This window comes from Acinetobacter sp. 8I-beige, from assembly GCF_902505955.1.
GTDB lineage: Bacteria > Pseudomonadota > Gammaproteobacteria > Pseudomonadales > Moraxellaceae > Acinetobacter > Acinetobacter johnsonii.
In genome coordinates this window covers 23,661-41,223 of the sequence record NZ_LR732792.1, presented here as the reverse complement: position 1 = coordinate 41,223, position 17,563 = coordinate 23,661, and the positions used below count along the sequence as shown (strand labels likewise).

At 41.3% G+C, this 17,563-nt stretch carries 17 protein-coding genes; 3 read left to right on the top strand and 14 right to left on the bottom strand.

Annotated features, from left to right (window positions below):
• Positions 1 to 68: 68 nt before the first annotated feature.
• Entirely contained in the window at positions 69 to 599 is a 531-nt protein-coding gene (locus tag GVX98_RS10540) for a gamma carbonic anhydrase family protein (protein ID WP_004984202.1), read from the bottom strand.
• A 23-nt stretch (positions 600 to 622) separates the two neighbouring features.
• Complete coding sequence (locus GVX98_RS10535) at positions 623 to 1,225, bottom strand: CoA pyrophosphatase (RefSeq protein WP_159128047.1); 603 nt, start codon at positions 1,223 to 1,225, stop codon at positions 623 to 625.
• Positions 1,226 to 1,348: 123 nt separating this feature from the next.
• On the opposite strand from GVX98_RS10535, the gene GVX98_RS10530 reads away from it, so the two are divergent.
• Positions 1,349 to 1,897, top strand: a complete 549-nt coding sequence (locus tag GVX98_RS10530) for an NUDIX hydrolase (protein ID WP_004984198.1) — start codon at positions 1,349 to 1,351, stop codon at positions 1,895 to 1,897.
• Between the two features lie 58 nt (positions 1,898 to 1,955).
• On the opposite strand, the gene GVX98_RS10525 is transcribed toward GVX98_RS10530, so the two are convergent.
• The 6 genes from GVX98_RS10525 to GVX98_RS10500 all read right to left on the bottom strand — a co-directional run bounded on the left by GVX98_RS10525 (position 1,956) and on the right by GVX98_RS10500 (position 10,002).
• On the bottom strand, positions 1,956 to 3,875 hold the full coding sequence (locus GVX98_RS10525) for a flagellar protein FilF (RefSeq protein ID WP_159128046.1): 1,920 nt from the start codon (positions 3,873 to 3,875) through the stop codon (positions 1,956 to 1,958).
• A 19-nt stretch (positions 3,876 to 3,894) separates the two neighbouring features.
• A complete protein-coding gene (gene filE, locus GVX98_RS10520; protein ID WP_159128045.1) occupies positions 3,895 to 5,112 on the bottom strand; it encodes a putative pilus assembly protein FilE in 1,218 nt (405 codons plus the stop codon).
• Between the two features lie 29 nt (positions 5,113 to 5,141).
• Positions 5,142 to 6,806, bottom strand: a complete 1,665-nt coding sequence (locus tag GVX98_RS10515) for an OmpP1/FadL family transporter (RefSeq protein WP_004984191.1) — start codon at positions 6,804 to 6,806, stop codon at positions 5,142 to 5,144.
• 12 nt (positions 6,807 to 6,818) lie between these two features.
• Positions 6,819 to 7,979 carry a hypothetical protein gene (locus GVX98_RS10510; protein ID WP_171503341.1) on the bottom strand — a complete coding sequence of 387 codons (1,161 nt, stop codon included), beginning with the start codon at positions 7,977 to 7,979 and terminating at the stop codon, positions 6,819 to 6,821.
• 45 nt (positions 7,980 to 8,024) lie between these two features.
• The gene (locus GVX98_RS10505; protein WP_004695004.1) at positions 8,025 to 8,858 is read right to left on the bottom strand and encodes a C39 family peptidase; all 834 of its coding nucleotides are present in this window, start codon (positions 8,856 to 8,858) and stop codon (positions 8,025 to 8,027) included.
• A gap of 187 nt (positions 8,859 to 9,045) precedes the next feature.
• Positions 9,046 to 10,002, bottom strand: coding sequence for a DUF6160 family protein (locus GVX98_RS10500; protein WP_004984187.1), 957 nt, complete (start codon positions 10,000 to 10,002; stop codon positions 9,046 to 9,048).
• 254 nt (positions 10,003 to 10,256) lie between these two features.
• Here GVX98_RS10500 and pabB point away from each other — a divergent pair, with 254 nt between their 5' ends.
• Positions 10,257 to 11,606, top strand: a complete 1,350-nt coding sequence (gene pabB, locus GVX98_RS10495) for an aminodeoxychorismate synthase component I (protein ID WP_159128044.1) — start codon at positions 10,257 to 10,259, stop codon at positions 11,604 to 11,606.
• 71 nt (positions 11,607 to 11,677) lie between these two features.
• Here pabB and hisC read toward each other — a convergent pair whose 3' ends face one another.
• Both hisC and hisD read right to left on the bottom strand, forming a co-directional pair.
• On the bottom strand, positions 11,678 to 12,769 hold the full coding sequence (gene hisC / locus GVX98_RS10490; RefSeq protein WP_159128043.1) for a histidinol-phosphate transaminase: 1,092 nt from the start codon (positions 12,767 to 12,769) through the stop codon (positions 11,678 to 11,680).
• Positions 12,770 to 12,943: 174 nt separating this feature from the next.
• Positions 12,944 to 14,245: a histidinol dehydrogenase gene (gene hisD / locus GVX98_RS10485; protein ID WP_162494660.1), complete on the bottom strand. Its 1,302-nt coding sequence runs from the start codon at positions 14,243 to 14,245 to the stop codon at positions 12,944 to 12,946.
• A gap of 175 nt (positions 14,246 to 14,420) precedes the next feature.
• On the opposite strand from hisD, the gene GVX98_RS10480 reads away from it, so the two are divergent.
• The gene (locus GVX98_RS10480; protein ID WP_159128042.1) at positions 14,421 to 14,765 is read left to right on the top strand and encodes a nuclear transport factor 2 family protein; all 345 of its coding nucleotides are present in this window, start codon (positions 14,421 to 14,423) and stop codon (positions 14,763 to 14,765) included.
• Between the two features lie 73 nt (positions 14,766 to 14,838).
• On the opposite strand, the gene hisG is transcribed toward GVX98_RS10480, so the two are convergent.
• The 4 genes from hisG to raiA form a co-directional block, all read right to left on the bottom strand.
• A complete protein-coding gene (hisG, locus tag GVX98_RS10475; protein WP_159128041.1) occupies positions 14,839 to 15,540 on the bottom strand; it encodes an ATP phosphoribosyltransferase in 702 nt (233 codons plus the stop codon).
• Positions 15,537 to 16,796: a UDP-N-acetylglucosamine 1-carboxyvinyltransferase gene (gene murA / locus GVX98_RS10470; RefSeq protein ID WP_005400214.1), complete on the bottom strand. Its 1,260-nt coding sequence runs from the start codon at positions 16,794 to 16,796 to the stop codon at positions 15,537 to 15,539. Before murA ends, hisG begins: the two co-directional genes overlap by 4 nt.
• Before the next feature lie 6 nt (positions 16,797 to 16,802).
• Positions 16,803 to 17,054, bottom strand: a complete 252-nt coding sequence (gene ibaG, locus GVX98_RS10465) for a BolA family iron metabolism protein IbaG (protein ID WP_004695019.1) — start codon at positions 17,052 to 17,054, stop codon at positions 16,803 to 16,805.
• 136 nt (positions 17,055 to 17,190) lie between these two features.
• Entirely contained in the window at positions 17,191 to 17,523 is a 333-nt protein-coding gene (raiA, locus tag GVX98_RS10460; protein WP_004695021.1) for a ribosome-associated translation inhibitor RaiA, read from the bottom strand.
• Positions 17,524 to 17,563: the final 40 nt, after the last annotated feature.

Below are 17,563 nucleotides of genomic sequence, written 5' to 3'. Positions count from 1 at the left end.
GGCGAGATGTTCTCAGAACAGAGCTAAAAAAGCCTAGAAAAATCTAGGCTGAATGGGAAAAAATAAGCTTATAACTGTGCCGGCTCTAAATCGATAAATTGTTTAAAGTGTTCTGCATAATGCAGCGCACTCATTTTCAAACGAGCCTCAGCCATTTCATCCAAAGTTTTGACGACTTTACCCGGTGAGCCCATGACTAGAGAATTATCAGGAATGACTTTCCCTTCAGGAATCAGTGCATTCGCGCCAATAATACAATTTTTCCCAATCACGGCATTGTTTAAAACGACAGCATTAATCCCAATCAGACTATTATCTCCCACAGTGCAACCATGCAACATGGCTTGATGCCCAATCGTGACATAATTGCCAATATTCATTTCAATCCCAGCATCGGTATGTAAAACCGCGTTTTCCTGAATATTGGTAAAGCCCCCTAAACGAATTTTACAATTGTCTGCACGTACGACCGCCCCAAACCAAATACTAACCTGTTGTCCCAATTCGACTTGACCGATCACTGTGGCATTTTCCGCAACCCAGCCATTCCATGGTTGATGCATTGCTTGTGGGGCATGACCTTTAAATTTGTACAACATATTTTTTCCTTAAAATACTCAACTTACTTTGGGAACCGAAAAGTCGGTGAATTGACTAAAAATGGCCACTCTTTATGGTAGCCCAGACCATATTGAAATAAGGCAACCAACATCCGTGCTGTCAGCCCCCAAACAATTTCATTTTCCACCCGCATACTCGGGAAATAGAGAGATTGATGGGCAAAACGAACTTCATAAGGCATCGCCGGCACTTCCATCAGCTGTTTGAGTGAAGCAAAGAAAATACGATCAATTTCAGTCGGCTGGGCAACCAGTTCAACTTCAGGCGGAATCAGCCCGACCACAGGTTTGACCAGCATGCCATTACGGGCCTTTTGCATCGGCAAATCACCGAGCAACTGTACATCAAAAGGATTCAGCGCGGTCTCTTCATAGGCTTCACGTAAGGCAACCACGATATTACTGGTATCTTGCGGATCTCTTTTTCCGCCAGGAAAAGACACTTCGCCAGCATGATTAGATAGGTAAACAGAGCGGCGGGTCAATAAAACTTTGGGATCGTCTTCATTGGTGATCGCGATTAACACAGCTGCATCTGCCGATTTAATTTTGCTTGAAAACCGTAACTGTTGCTGCAGTATGCGTGTTAATGAATGTTCATCCATTGAACGTCGTCCCCATCATTCTTTTTTTCATCATAGCTGAATTTGATACTGAAAAAAGAGAAATGATGCCAAAATTTAATTTTTAAGTTATGCTGAGTCTGAACTTTATCATTGATGATGAATATGGACTTTTGCAGCAATTGCGGACAAAAAACAACAGAACAAATCCCTCTTGGCGACCATCAATTGCGTCGTGTTTGCACCTCTTGTAGTTCTATTCATTATGTGAACCCTAAAGTGATTTGTGGTGCACTCGCACTTTGGGAAAATAAAGTATTGTTGTGCCGCCGTGCTATTGAACCGCGTTATGGGCTATGGACTTTACCAGCAGGTTACATGGAATTGTTTGAAACCATGGAACAAGGTGCTGCACGAGAAACCCGTGAAGAAGCTGAAGCGGAAGTTGAAATTGAACAGCTATATTGCATGTACAATATTCCGCGTATTGGTCAAATTTATGTGCTCTTTAAAGCGAACTTAGTGGATGGAATATTCGGTGCTGGTGAAGAAAGCATTGAATGTCGTTTATTTGAAGAAGATGAAATTCCTTGGTCAGAACTGGCTTTCCCAAGTGTCGAACATACCTTACGTCACTATTTTGCCGACCGTAAAAGTAATCAATTTAATCTTCATCTCGAAACCCTAGGTACACGCTTAGACCATACAGGTTAATGTTGCCTAATATCAAAAAAGCCCATCGATGATGGGCTTTTTTGTATTTACAACGATATTATTTTGCTAACACCTTATAGCAATCAGCAATGTCAATTGAAACCTCACCTTCACGGAAGTCCGCGGCCGCTCGATTGGCGATGCTATTTTTTTCATAATAGTTATTCAAATACGCTTTATAGATATTGGTCCACTTTACCCCTGCACCAGAAAAATCACTGAGGGAAATATAAGCACTTTCATTAACATTGGCAGACAATAAATTACCGAGATTAACGCGTGCCCCACCAATCACTGTAGAGGTCTGTTTTCCTTCACTATTCACATCACTCACAATATTGGTATTTGCACCAATAATTGCGCCATCAATTTTATCAAAGATAGGATTTGCCAAGAGGATACGGAAGGTTACAGCTTTATTTGAAGTATCTGTCGCACCCAGTGTTCCAATTCGGTACTGTACTTGATTGTTATCTGTCGTTAAGGTTGCACCCGTTGTTAGTAGTGGTGTACACGCCGTCGTTTTATTACTAGCAGACTGCATATCAGTACGAATATCACCCGATTCATCAATTGCAATGCCTAAAGCTATGGTATCACTAGAGTTTTTAGCCTTAAAAATTAAGTTGGCATACAGTGGAAAAATATACTTCTGTCCAGCCGCTACATTGCTCTTAGACTTAAATACATCATTATCTAAATAGCCAATTGGAAAAATTTTAAAGGCATCAAATGAACCTTTGAAGGTATCTGTGCCATAGTTTTGCTGCCATAAACCATAGGATGATGGGCTAGCATTCGGATCCTTGGTTAATTGTTTATAAAATTTTTCCGTCCCTGCAATCAAATAATCATTAAACAGTTTGCCTTGGGTAATGGTGAAATCATCCGAATTTGGATCTGTCAGATTAAACTTAAACGGTTGCTGAATACTTTTGGTCAAGGGATTAATCCAAGACGTTTGCGCTAAAGCATTCATTTTGGCAGGTTCAATATTTTTCAGTAAATCGACCGTCACACTGGTTGCCAAATCACTGCCTAATTGTTCTTTTAATGGCCCACGCCACTGTACACCTGAACCAAAGGTATAACCTTGTCGATCCGTTAGAATAATAAAGCTTCCAATTAAATGACGAAGATTAGCAGGACTGGTCTTACAGTCTGTAGCATTACAACCATATAAGCCTTGTGGTAAACCAATCCCTGTCTTGTCCGATAGGGCATTTGCAAAAATCGGGAAGTCCGCTTGATAGGTGGCAGAGTTATTCATGAGCACCAATGTTTGGACCACTTTAAAAGCATCCTCATTGCTGACTTGGCTGACATCAATCCATGGTCGGATTTTATCGACATACGCTCCTGAGGCATAATCTTCAGCACTAATTGATGCCAAGAGGAGTGATAAGTCTGCTTTTTTAGAGGCTAAAATACCAAAAGGTTGTACATCTCCAACCACCCCAGCACCACGCTCTAGACCTAAAGCTTGAAAAATTTTCGCCAAAGCCATCGCAATTTTTACGGTCTTATCGTTTGGACTCAAACTGGTTGCAGCCGTTCCACCATTTAACCCTTTTGCCATATCTAAAATACTGAGGCGTGGTAGTGAGGCTGAAACCGTACTCACATTGCCAATTTCAGACAAAGGAACTGTACCGAGTTCGACTTGTTTATCCGAACTTCCAGTCAACAAGAAGTGAATTTTGTCCCCTTCAGAGCATCGGCCTGTTGCCGCATTGGTTTTCGGCTCCATCAGAGTCATATACGTATTATCGGGGTCGCTACTACAGACAAAATTAATCCCATCAACTGGGTAATCCAAGGCAAACTCAACACAGTTTTTATCTTTCAGTAGACAGCTTCCGTTGACAGAATTCACTTGATTCGGCTCTGGATTCACATTGGCACTTTCTCCACCACAACCAGCTAAGGCAACAACCAATGTCGACAAGGTAAATGGCCATAAAATTTGTTTTTTCATTTTCATACTCTATTTATTTTTAGCGAATTGCGATTAATTTTAACTGACCATGATTGGTTAGAACTTTATGTTCGACGTCTACAGCAGAAGAGAGTGGTGTCAACAATAAATAATGACTTTGTTCAGGTACATGTAAAATACCTGCGATCATTTCATGCGATAACATAGAAGGTGAGTTTTCATCATTTTTAAACCCACCTACCCCTTCAAGCACACAGGCATTTTGGTCTAAGAACACAGCAAAAGGCCAATAAAATGTGGGATCATTTTGTGTAGATGCATACGAATTTAATTGAATATTTTGAATATTGCTGTCCACTTTGATGATTTCGAATTCAAAATTTTCTTTGATCGGCTTTTTCGGCCAAACATTAATATCGTGATTGGCTTGTAAGCTTTTTGCTTTTTTCAGCTTTTTATCCTTAAAACAGCTTTGTCCTAAGCTAGCGATCGTGTCTTGTTGTGACATTCGGTAATAGGTCGATGCTAAGGCAATCGGTGCTAAATTGTCTTTTTGCTTGGGTTTAAACATAGCGTTAAGGACAGATTTACTCACTCCTTTTTCTCGCTCAATGACCTGAAAGCGAGTCGCTCCAGTTTTATGATCAATCACCCCTTCAGGCATGGTATAAAAACGGCGTTTGCCTTCTAAGTTAAATTCACGGTCTTCTAAATATTCGTTGCGAACGTAATCAGTTCCATCCATTTGATTAAACATGTTTGAGGATGCAGTTGATTTCTCTGCACTTACCGAATCCGTATGCGTTATGCTTTGAGGCGTTGATGCAGGCTTAATGGTTTGAGTACTACTCACTGGGGCTTGCGGGATCTGCTGAGTGGTTTCAATCACTTTTTGTTGAACCAGCACCTTGGTTTCAGTTTTGCTTAATGGACGCTCAGCCTGAATCACTATAGAAAAAGTGACTTGCTTCTCAGCAGAAAGTTTCTTTTTTGGCGCAGGCTTTGTATCTGGTAAATGTGCCTTCATTTCGGTTACAGGCTGTATCGGCTGTGGTGCAAATTCCTGAGCGGGCATTAGTACTGGTACTCTGACCTCAGAGACTTCACGCGTTCCCTCTTCTTCCTGCTTACGGCCCTGTTTCACTTGCTTTTCTGGGGACTCACTGGCTTTGCCTTGTACCACCATCGGTCTACCATCTGGACCAATAATCGTAAAAAACTCTCCCGCAAAACTTGCACTCGAAATCCAACCCAATAAGCATAGTGATGAGGGCAATAAAATCCTTTTTATTGTATTCAATGTGCTTACCACCGTGTTCTATAGTTCAACCCTAAAATCGTAATGGTTGTATCTGTTTTTACATTTAAACCGGCATACGGGTTTAATAAAATATTATTTACCCCAGTTTGGTTCGCTAAGCTACTAGAATTTGCAGGAATTTTATCTCGGCTTTGCAAAAAACCAATCGATAGATCTAAATCAGTATCTGCATCAAAACGATAACCAACACCCAAACCAAACAAGCGTGCATTGTTAATCGGCACCATCGTATTCCGTTTATCATCAGGTATCGCACTGGTCCGTGGCTCATAGCCTGCACGGAGTTTTAAACGATCTGTTGCTGAATATTCAATCCCAATACCGTAGTTCCATGGTGACTCAAATGCCAAAGGCAAAGCCAAACTACTATCGGAGATATTGGCTGAAAGCAATTTTGCAATTTTGAGCGCCGAAACTTGACGGTCAAATTCAAATTTAAATTTGTCCCATGCTTTATAGTCGGTCCATCCCACATCAACATTGACTTGTAAATCGGGTAAAAGTTTATATTTAATCCCTGCTTGGAAATGTGCTGGATATTCTAAATCCATTGATACCAGACCCGACTCACTGGCTGGCACAGAACTTGGAAAACCTAAAACAGCAGCCAGAATCTGCCCTGTTGGGGAGGACATCAACCCCTTAATGAGTTCTTGTGGTGCTTTAGCATTGTCTATGTGATATTTACCTTTCATCCGCATTTTTGCGGCACTTTGGTAGACCACACCAAAACTAAAATCTTCTGTCGGCTCCCATAGTACACCTAAGTTATAGCTTGGACTCAGAGACTGTTCTGCTGAAAGTTCGAGTTGGCCAAAACGCCCAAAGGGATTCATTCCCTCTTCAGCATTACACATTCCCAGCAAGAGAATGTCGGTAATCACATCTGAGTTTTCTTTGAACGGGGTACAAACGACATCATCAATCATACGCAGCATCCCAATCAACTCATTGGGGAAACGTAAATCATTTTTTAATGCCAAAGCTTGATAAGACATCCCAATTGAACCACCAATGGAAAGCTGATCATTGATTTGGTAGGCCATGGACGGTGATAAATAGGTGATCCGTTCTAGCGCAACTTGTTGTCCCATAAAGTTACCGGGATTGCCATCTTCCGCACCGAATCCTGCAATTAATGGCGCATACATGGCAGTTGCAAATGTCATTTTAGAGCCCGGCGGATTATATGCTATACCCGCAGTCGGGGCAGCCACAGGCATACCTTTACCCAAGTCCACCATTTTCTTCAAACCAGGTACATATAAGCTCGGGTATTCAACATCACCGCGGACTGGCCCTTTAAAGTCGGTACAGATATCGGCATCAACTTCAGGCCCATCATTACAAACAATTGGGTCATCTGAATAGCCAAACACGTTATAACCTGCGGGAACAGAGAACTCACGCTCGATATTAAAATCAGCGAGAATACCTTGCACATCCGTTTGCAAACCTTCAATTTTGGTCAGTGCTGCTGGGTTAAAGTGAATGGCACTGATTCCAGGTGGATCAGCAGTGACCGCATTCCCCATAGCCAAAGAGCGAATATCAACTGATAAGTTTTGCCCTAAAGCAGCAAAGGTAACACTAGAATAGCCCGTTAATAATATGGCAGACACCAAAGGGCTAAGTCGGATATTTTTCATACGACTCCCCTATTATTTAAGCTTTTTTCCAAAACCAAGAATATCTAACGGGAAAGACAACCCTAATGACACATCAGGTGCATCTTCTGTTAAACCAAGGCCAACCGTCCCATTCACAATTGTTTCAGGTGAAACGCGTACACCTAAGGAAATCGCAAAAGTTGAACTGGTTTGATCTGCTGGAGAGTAACTTTCCCCTGAGCTGTAGGTAAATTCAGCCCCAGTATTGAAACTTTGTTGGTATGACATCGTCATCGAGACATCATAGTTAAAGGAATAGGCAAAACCGAAGGCAAAACCACCACTAATCCCTGGTTCAAACTCTTCAATCACACGGCTACCACGGCGCTGATCTAAGCCCGATTCTTTGAAACCATAGTTCGCAGAGACCGATGCAAACAGCACCACGGGATCAATATATTTACGCGTACTTGCCCCAACACCTGCCGAATAATACCCCTTGCCTGTTGCTAAGTCTGAAGTGGCATTAATTTCATAAGGACTATCCCCAGTTTTGGTGGAAACGTTACCAAATAAAATCAAAGGCAAACGGCCAGCTTTGAGTGGAAAAGGTTCCCAACGCGCACCAAAGGAAATGTCCCCAAGACCCGCTGTAGAGGTATCTTTTAATAAGTCCGTTTTGGCAACCAAAGGCAATGATGCTGTTAAGGTTAAGTTATCTCTTAAACCATATTGTGCCGTAAAGGTATTGGTTAGACTGTGCGTAGCATTTTCTTGTACCCGTAATTGATAGAGCTGACCTTGTGCCATCTCTAAATCAAGTTGAGTATCTCGGTAATAGGTATAATCGATGTCGTAATAAGATGAAATATCACCTTGTTTAATCAATGAATACTGACGTTCATTTGAGGTAAAAACTTCTTCTAAGTTAGTTTCTTTAGTTGCATCACCCTCTTGCTGCTGCAATGCAGAAGACGCTGCTTGTTCAACACTTCCAGTAGTTACTGATGCAGATTTTGCTGGTTGCTCAGGTGCACTTGTTTGATCCGATCCAATTTGCTCTTGTGTCTGCTCCGCAGCTTGTTCTACCTCAATGGTTTCACCGACTGTTTCGTATCCTCCTAAACTCGGTTCTTCCGCAGCATAGGCCACCCCAAGAATCATCTGCACACTCACTGCGAGCAGTGTTTTATTCATCCATGTCTTCATCATTGTCCCTTACCCACACCATTGTTCTTGTTTTATTTTTTTCACACTTTATTTGTTTTTATAATAAAGCCTGAGAAAATTGTACGTCGGCTGTCCATAGTATTCCGACTCTTTATTTTTATTACGCTCTAGGCGAATTGTAGATGCACGATCGGCTATTTTTTCCATATAGTGTTGCGGATATTGAATATCGACGAGTGCATAGCGATTGACCGTAGCATCATCTACATGTCGCAGATCGGCTTCCTGTAAAGCCAACATATTTTTACGCATTTCAGTCGGAACATTAATTAAAAACAACGTGTTATTTTCCCAAACATCCTTGAAACGTTGTTCATCAAAACTAATATTTCCTAAGGCAGGATCGGCAACATAGACCCGTCCATCTTTATAGCCCTTATATACCACAAAATGTTTAAAACCAGCATAGGAGATTGGAACAATGGCAGGTTGACCTTGCTTGACCAAATCTTCAAATTCCCCCTTGTAGCCTCCACTTTCTAAACCAAGTGCAGTCACAAAGCGTTTCATGTCCAATAAAGAAAAACTACGACGCTCAATAATTCGCTCATATTCGCCATAGCGAAGCAAGCCATCCATGGTTTGTTGTTCTGTAAGTTGAGCACCGACATAGCCATTGATTAAAGTGGTCAGTGCTGCTGAACCACAACTATAGTCATAAGCTTGACGGACAATGCCTCGAAATTGGTCTTCTACAGCAGGGTTAATTAGGACAGGTTCATGATGCATTCTGGTAAAAGATGCATTTCGAGAGTCTAAAACTTCAGTATAGTAAACCGCTTCCGCTGGTTTTTTCTTAATATCAAAGGCTTCGGTGGCAAAGTAATACATCATTGCTGAGCCTAATGCGATCTCTAACATAGCTTTTTACTTTTTTTTAATAATATAGGCATCCCGCCCATTTTTTGTTTTTAGAGTTAATACTCTATATCCATACATTCAAGAAGATACTGTGTTTTATCTAAAAAAAATAGTCTTTTTTGCATTTTTTATGAATAAATTTTAGAAAAAAAGCGCGTGAATTCACGCGCTTTCTTCAAGGCTAATTTTAGTGACCAGAAATAGTAATCACAGCACCTGGTGTATACACTCCTGCAGCAGGACTAAAGTATGTTTGCATACCTTGAACTTCTACATCACCAATAGATGCAGCATTACGACTACCTAAATGCACACCTTTTACATAAGTATCGTGCGCGCCACTTGTGCTAATCATACGAATATAGCCCTTATTCGCACCCTCTTCACCAATCACACTAATTTTTTGATTCAGTGTTAAATCTAGAGAATTTGCATCTGCAACTTTAATGCTTTCAACAAAGATTTCGCCTGCAGCACGTGTTGCTGTTTTAGTTGAATTATCTAAGATACCTAAGTTTTTAATTTCTAAACCGCCCACCATAGTCGCACTTAATTGGATCATTGCGCCTTGCGGTGCAGCACCCAATTGAATGTTTGCAGACATTGGACCTGTTTTCAGTGATAAACCACTTAAAATCGGATTCACCGTACCTGTACCACCACGGCGGATAGAGGTTGCTCCTGTTGTAGGAACATCAGCCGAAGCAACTACACCAATTTGACCAATTTTAATATCTAAACCTGAAACTTGAGCTGCAATGTTAATAAATGCATTACCACCGTTTGCATCTGTGTCAATTTGCAAATCAGCTAAGTTACGAGAAGGAAGCAAGTATGCTCCTGCATTATCATAGTTTGCACCAATAATAATACCGTGATTTTCTAGCGTATCGCCCGCTATACCATTACCTTGAATAACGATAGCACCAGCAGTTGAAGTACCGCCTAGAGATGTAGTCGCTAAACCATCATTATCATGAACAAAGACTTTACCAATTTCGATTTTAGAAATACCGATACCGATATTTAGACCATCTTGACCTGTAGCGGCACTGAGCGAAGCGTCATCCATTGCTTGCATTGCCATTGCATTTGCACTGATTGCCATTGAAGAAACTAAAGCAAGTTTAGTAATAATTTTCATCTTGTTCCTCTCCTAAGAGCTTTATTTTTGTGATACCAATCACTCGATGTTAACTACTGCTTTTTTTATTTTGACCCAGTATTAACATCTATCCTTGAGTGACTTCATTGCCTGAACTAAGTTATATGCGAGTGATTTTTTGATCAACTGCTGTTGGTCGCAATCCATAGCTTACCGATAAACGGTATTTCCTCTATGCGTACACGTACAATGAGGTAAAATAGCCTGAATTTTTTAATCCTATTTGCGTTAGCATGACTCTAAGCCAATCATTTAAAAAGATAATTTGTGATTCAAGCCTCTCTGTATCTCATATACTACAGGCATTGAATGAGCTCACACAGTTAGTCTATTTACAAAATGTCGATGCACCTGTCATTGCTTTTTTACCCGAGCATTATCAAGTTTTTCAAAAAAACCAGCACTTTTTCTTTCAACGCACTCAGGATTTTTGTTACATCCACGATGACAAAGAAATAGACATTTCCAGTAATATTCAGCCAAGCTCAGAGCAAAAAGAAGCATCTTTTAGTGGCGGACTCATTGGATTCGTCAGTTATGATTATGCCGCCCAGCAACACGTTCCGGTTCAAATTAAGTCACAGCCAAGCCTATTTTTAGGTTTATACAGTAGTTATCTACAATGGACTGATGCAGGCTGGCTATTTTGCAGTAGTGATTCACAAGCCGAACGCATTTATTGCAAAATTGAATCGTATTTATTACAGCCATCTGCCTTAACCCATCCACTCCAACTCGCATCGATCTGCCAAGCACGCTGGACTGAAACCGAATACAAACAAGCCTTTCAGAAAGTACAGGAATACATCAAAGCTGGGGATTGCTATCAAATCAATCTGACACAAGAGTTCACTGCCAAGGCACACGGTCAACTCCTAAGTGCAATCGAAGAATTTTGGCAATTGACCGATGCACCTTACTCGGGGTATCTCCGTATCGATGATTTTGAACTCTTAAGTTGTTCGCCCGAGTTGTTTATTGATTTTCAAACCCATCGAAAAATCATTACCAAGCCGATTAAAGGCACCATGCCGCGCTATGCAGATCCAGTCTTAGATGAACAATCTAAACAACGCTTAATGACTTCTGAAAAAGACCAAGCTGAAAATGTGATGATTGTTGATCTACTGCGTAATGACTTGAGTGTTTACGCAGAAACGGGCTCAGTCAAAACACCTAAACTTTTTAATATTGAAAGCTTTAATCAAGTCCATCATATGGTCAGCGAAGTCGAAGCAACACTGAAAGCAGAAGTTCATCCCTTTCATGTACTACTCTCGGCACTACCTGGCGGGTCTATTACAGGCGCGCCTAAAATTCGAGCGATGCAGATTATTGAAGAACTCGAAGGTGCACCACGTGGAGCGTACTGTGGCTCAATGGGTTATTTTAATTTTGATGGTACGGGTTCTTGGAACATTCTGATTCGTTCTATTCAAAAATTTCAAGATGAGGTTTCGCTTTGGGCTGGCGGTGGAATTACCATTGCATCAGAGTGTGAAGCTGAATACCAAGAATGCTTTGACAAGGTCTCAGCACTGCTTAATTTACTCAATACTTTTGTGCAAACGGACGCTGAATAGTCTCCAAAATAAAAAAGTGAACCTTCACATCAATGAATGTTCACTTTTAAGCGGTCAAATTCTTTGAATGCTTATTTTAAAATATCATTTTTCAATGTATCGACTAAGCGTTGATTTTGTTCATCAGTTCCAACCGTGATACGTAAAAACTGATTAATACGCGGTTTATTGAAATAACGCACAATAATGCCTTGTTCACGTAATTCAGCCGCTAATTCACCAGCATCTTTGCTAGGCAATGATGCAAAGATAAAGTTGGCACTCGATGGCAAAACGTTAAAGCCCAGTGCGGTCAATTGTTCAACCAAATGTTCACGGCTTTGAATTACTTTTTGATTTTGTGCTTCGAAATAAGCTTGATCTTCAAATGAAGCAACCGCAGCAGCTATCGCAAAACGGTCCATCGGGTAAGAGTTAAAACTATTCTTCACCGCTTCAAGTGCCGCAATCAAATGCGGTTGAGCAATCGCAAAACCAACACGTAAACCTGCCAGTGAACGAGACTTAGACGTGGTTTGACACACCACCAAGTTCTCATATTTTTCCACCAAACTGACTGCCGATTCAGCACCAAAGTCTACATAAGCTTCATCAATCACCACCACTGAATTTGGGTTGGCTTGAAGTACTTCCTCAATTGCTGCCAGACCAATATCTATACTGGTTGGCGCATTTGGATTGGTGATAATAATGCCACCATTGGCTTGTTTATAGTCATCCACCACAATTTCAAAGTCATCATTGAGTGGCAAAATTTTGGTTTTGACCCCAAAGAATTGGCTATAAACAGGATAGAAGCTATAGGTAATATCGGGGTAAAGTAAAGGCAGCTCTTGCACAAAAAAAGCTTTAAAAATATGTGCTAAGACCTCATCTGAACCATTGCCAACAAAAATATTTTCAACCGCAACATTTTGTTGTTTCGCAATCGCCTGCTTTAACGCAGAAGCATCTGGATCTGGATATAAACGCAATACATCTGCAGAGTTTTCCAAAACTGCTTGAACAGCCTCCACCACTTTTGGTGAGGGTGGATATGGATTTTCGTTGGTATTGAGCTTCAATAAATTTTGAATTTTAGGTTGTTCGCCTGGTACATACGGTTCTAATTCACGTACTTCAGGACTCCAAAAACGCATTTGTTCTGTAGTAATGTTAGACATTGTCTATCTCATTTATGCACTCAACTTACTTTTATGTAAGCCCTCTCCTTCTAGGAGAGGGTTTGGGAGAGGTTTATGATGTCCCAAACTGAATTAAATATTTTCCCCTCTCCTAACCTCTCCCATAGGGAGAGGAACATTCATTACTGAACAAATGAGGGATCTAAATTTATATTATTGATAACGATAACGTGCCGAACGCGCATGCGCATCTAAGTTTTCTTGTTGCGCTAAGATATCCGCGGTTTTCGCCAAAGTTTTCACACCTTGCTCAGAGCACATAATCAAACTTGAACGTTTTTGGAAATCATATACACCCAGCGGCGAGGAAAAGCGTGCGGTACCTGAAGTTGGCAAAACGTGGTTGGGCCCTGCACAATAGTCACCAATCGCTTCTGGGGTATAACGCCCCATGAAGATTGCGCCTGCATGACGAATATCTTCAGCCATTTCCTGTGCTTCATCTAAGCAAAGCTCTAAATGCTCAGGGGCAACTTGATTAATCAGCTCAACTGCTTCAGCGCGGTCTTTCACAAGCACTAATGCGCCACGATTGGCAATCGATGTACGCGCAATCTCCGCCTTAGGTAAAGCTTGCAAATGCGCTTCAATAGCCAGTTCCACTTCATTTAACAACTGTTCATCCGGTGTAATAAACACCGCTTGCGCCACAGTATCATGTTCAGCTTGAGACAATAAATCCATTGCCAGCCATTCTGCGTTATTCACGCCTTCGGCATAAACTAAAATTTCAGATGGCCCTGCAATCATGTCGATACCGACTTGTCCGAATACTGCACGTTTCGCTGCAGCCACAAAACGGTTGCCCGGTCCCGTAATCTTATCTACCGCTGGAATCGTTTCTGTACCATAGGCTAAAGCCGCAACTGCTTGTGCCCCACCAATGGTAAAGACACGGCTGACACCAGCCAAATAAGCTGATGCTAATACCAACGGATTCAACTCACCATTCGGTGCAGGCACCACCATAATAATTTCAGGTACACCCGCCACATGCGCAGGTACAGCATTCATCAGTACAGAAGACGGATAAGATGCCAAACCACCAGGTACATAAATACCAACGCGATCTAAAGGCGTTACTTTTTGCCCAAGTGTGTTCCCCAAGGCATCCACATAGGTCCAACCTTCCTGTTTTTGCGCTTGGTGAAACTCACGAATACGGTTTGCAGCAAGCTCTAACGCCTCGCGGACTTCGGTACTCAAACCCTCAAAAGCGGTTCTTAATTGTTCTTGGGTCAGTTCTAAATCTGAGAATTGATGCGCGGGATGTCGATCGAACTGTTGAGTGAGTTTAAGAACATGAGCATTACCATGCTGACGAACATCAGCGATGATTTGATCTACGGTTTTTAAAAGTTCTGGGTCACTCACGGTTTCAAAAGCCAACAAATCAGCAAAGACTTGTTTAAAGTTCTGATCTTGAGTCGATAAACGTCGCATCAATTTATCCACAATGAAAATAAAGGGAAGCTTTAGTTTACCTTGTTTCCTGTATTTTGTGGGCAACAATCCTCCAGCTAAACACGGAGTGTAATGAAAAATTACTTTTAACTTCATCGGGAAATGAATGTGATCATGTTTTTTAAACTAGAATTACTAAACATGACTGAAAAACAGGCGAAAAGATATGACCCTCACGGACATAGCCACATGCTTTTCAACGGGGCAATTTAGCCAAATCCAATCCTATTTCTCAGAAACGATTACATGGGAAATTGTGGGTGAACAACAGCTTTCAGGTTTTGATCAAGTGCTCAAGCATTGCCAGTCTATCGAACATTATTTTACGACCGTCGCGCATGAATTCCATATTCAAGCAATTCATCAAACGGGCCTTCATGTAATTGTTCAAGGTAAAGCGCAATTTCATAACACCAAGCAGACCTCTCGTATTTCTGCTTGTGATGTCTATACTTTTAACAATTTGAATCAACTGGCTCAAATTCAATCCTATTGTATTTCAATCCAATAAAAATATTAAAAAATGAGCAGGTACAAAAAAACCGCCATCATTGATAGCGGTTTCTTAAACAAAAAAGATCAACTTATTTGTTTTTTAACGCTTCACGTTCAGCGACTGCTGTTTCTAACTGTGCAAGAATTGGGTTTAACAAGGCTTGCTTACGTTTGAAACTTGCCTTGTTCACGATCAAACGTGAAGACACTTTACAAATTTCTTCTAAAGGTTCTAAACCATTGGCACGTAAAGTATTCCCAGTATCGACCACGTCAACAATGTAATCGCCCAAACCCACCAACGGTGCAAGTTCCATTGAACCATACAACTTAATCACATCGACTTGCTCACCTAAGCTTGCATAGTACTGGCGGGTTAAGTTCACGTATTTAGTGGCAATTTTTAAACGCCCTTTGGGACGCTCCATGCCAACTTTGCCCGCGGTCATCAGTTTACATACTGCGATTTTTAGATCGAGTGGTTCATAAACGTTTTGTGCGCCATGTTCCATAAGCACGTCTTTACCCGCAACACCAATATCAGCCGCACCATTTTCCACATAGGTGGGTACGTCAGAAGCACGTAAAATTAAAATACGGACTTGTTTATGGGTGGTTGGGAAAATTAACTTGCGTGACTTATCAGGATCTTCCAGTAAGTTAATTCCAGCCGTTTCAAGTAAAGGCAGGGTTTCTTTTAAAATACGACCTTTACTCAATGCCAATGTTAAACCATGATCAAAATTGCCCATTACGTCAAAATTTGGATCATTGTTTCTCATATCGCTCATGAACTTACTCGCTTAATTTGGGCGCCTATACCTTGTAATTTCGCTTCGACATCTTCATAACCGCGGTCAATATGATAGATACGATCAATCAGCGTCTCACCATCCGCAGCAAGCGCAGCTAATACCAGAGAGAAAGAAGCGCGTAAATCTGTTGCCATCACAGGTGCTGCAGAAAGTTTCTCTACACCCGTCACGACAGCATCATTACCTTCGACCTGAATATTGGCACCCATACGTGACAATTCAGGTACATGCATAAAACGGTTTTCAAAAATCGTTTCAGAAATGGTGGCAAAACCACGACCAATGGCATTTACCGCCATAATCTGTGCTTGCATATCAGTTGGAAAGTCTGGATGTGGAAGCGTTTGGAAACTCACTGCTTTCGGGCGTTTACCCATCATATCAAGCTCGATCCAATCATCACCACGAGTCACTTCCGCGCCCATTTCTTCAAACTTTTCTAAGACCGATTCCATTAAAGTTGGATCAGTATGTGTAGTTTTTACACGACCACCGGTAATGGCCGCAGCAGCCAAATACGAACCCGTTTCAATACGGTCAGCAACTACAGCGTATTCACAGCCATGTAGTTTTTCAACACCTGTGACCACTAAGGTATCTGTGTCTAAACCTTCAATTTTTGCCCCCATCGCGATCAACATTTTCGCAAGGTCCGTAATTTCAGGTTCACGTGCCGCATTACGAATCGTAGTCACTCCTTCTGCCAATGCCGCAGCCATTAAGATATTTTCGGTACCACCCACGGTCACCATATCAAAAATGACTTCACCACCTTTCAGACGGCCATCAACTTTAGCGTGTACATAACCCGCTTCAACTTCAATCTCTGCACCTAAAGCTTCTAAAGCTTTTAAGTGTTGATCAACTGGGCGCGAGCCAATCGCACATCCACCCGGCAAAGATACTTTTGCACTACCATAGCGCGCCACCAATGGGCCCAGCACTAAAATAGATGCACGCATGGTTTTCACCAGCTCATACGGTGCAAACTGATTATCCAGTGTTGAGGTATCTGCAGTAACCGTATCCCCTTCGTAGGTCATGGTAATACCTAGACCACCAATTAACTGCACCAAAGTATTGACATCTTTTAAATGCGGCACGTTGGTGAGCTTGGTTGGAGTTTCAGGCAAAATCATTGCTGCAAGCAACGGCAAGGCAGCATTTTTAGCACCCGAAATACGAACTTCGCCTTCGAGCTTAGTGCCACCTTGAATTAAAAATTTATCCATCTAATTTTAAGCTCCGAATAAGCTTGCTTTACGCCATTCTTCTTTAGTCATTGCACGAATAGTCACCGCATGCACTTCGCCACTTGCGATATAAGAATTTAATGGTGCATAAACAGCTTGCTGACGTGCAACAGGACGTTTGCCTTCGAATTGGTCGTCGACAATACGTAAGTCAAACTTTCCGCCTTGCCCACTAACTGCAACTTCAGCTTCAGGAAAAGCAGCTTTTAAAATTTCAGTGAGCTGTTCACTATTCATCACAAAGACCTCTTATAGGACCAACGGTGTAAAAACCTGCCATTTTACTATAAATCTGAAAAATAAATCATAAACCCGCACACTTTATATATAAAAAAAGAGGTTTAAAAAAACCTCTTTTTGCATAAAAAACAAACTAAATGGCGATCGGTTGGTAAACCTGCTGCATTTTACGGTGCTTATCGAGCTGTCTTTTTAGTTTTTCTGATAATTTTTTAATCGACGTATACATATCATCTGCTGAAGCCTGAGCAAAAAATTCAATGCCCGGTAAACGGATAATTGCTTCTGCAATATGATTGCTACTGCCTTTTTTAGTATGTTTATCGACCTGATGATCCTTGGTTAACTTCACCTGCATACTGTTCACCTGATCAATATGCTTGGTCATTTCTGCAAATTTGCAGCGAATGGTATCTTCAATAGCTGGGGTAATGCTCAAATGATGTCCACGAATTGTTATTTGCATATATCTATCCCTCACCTTCATTAGGATTAATGAGGAAAAG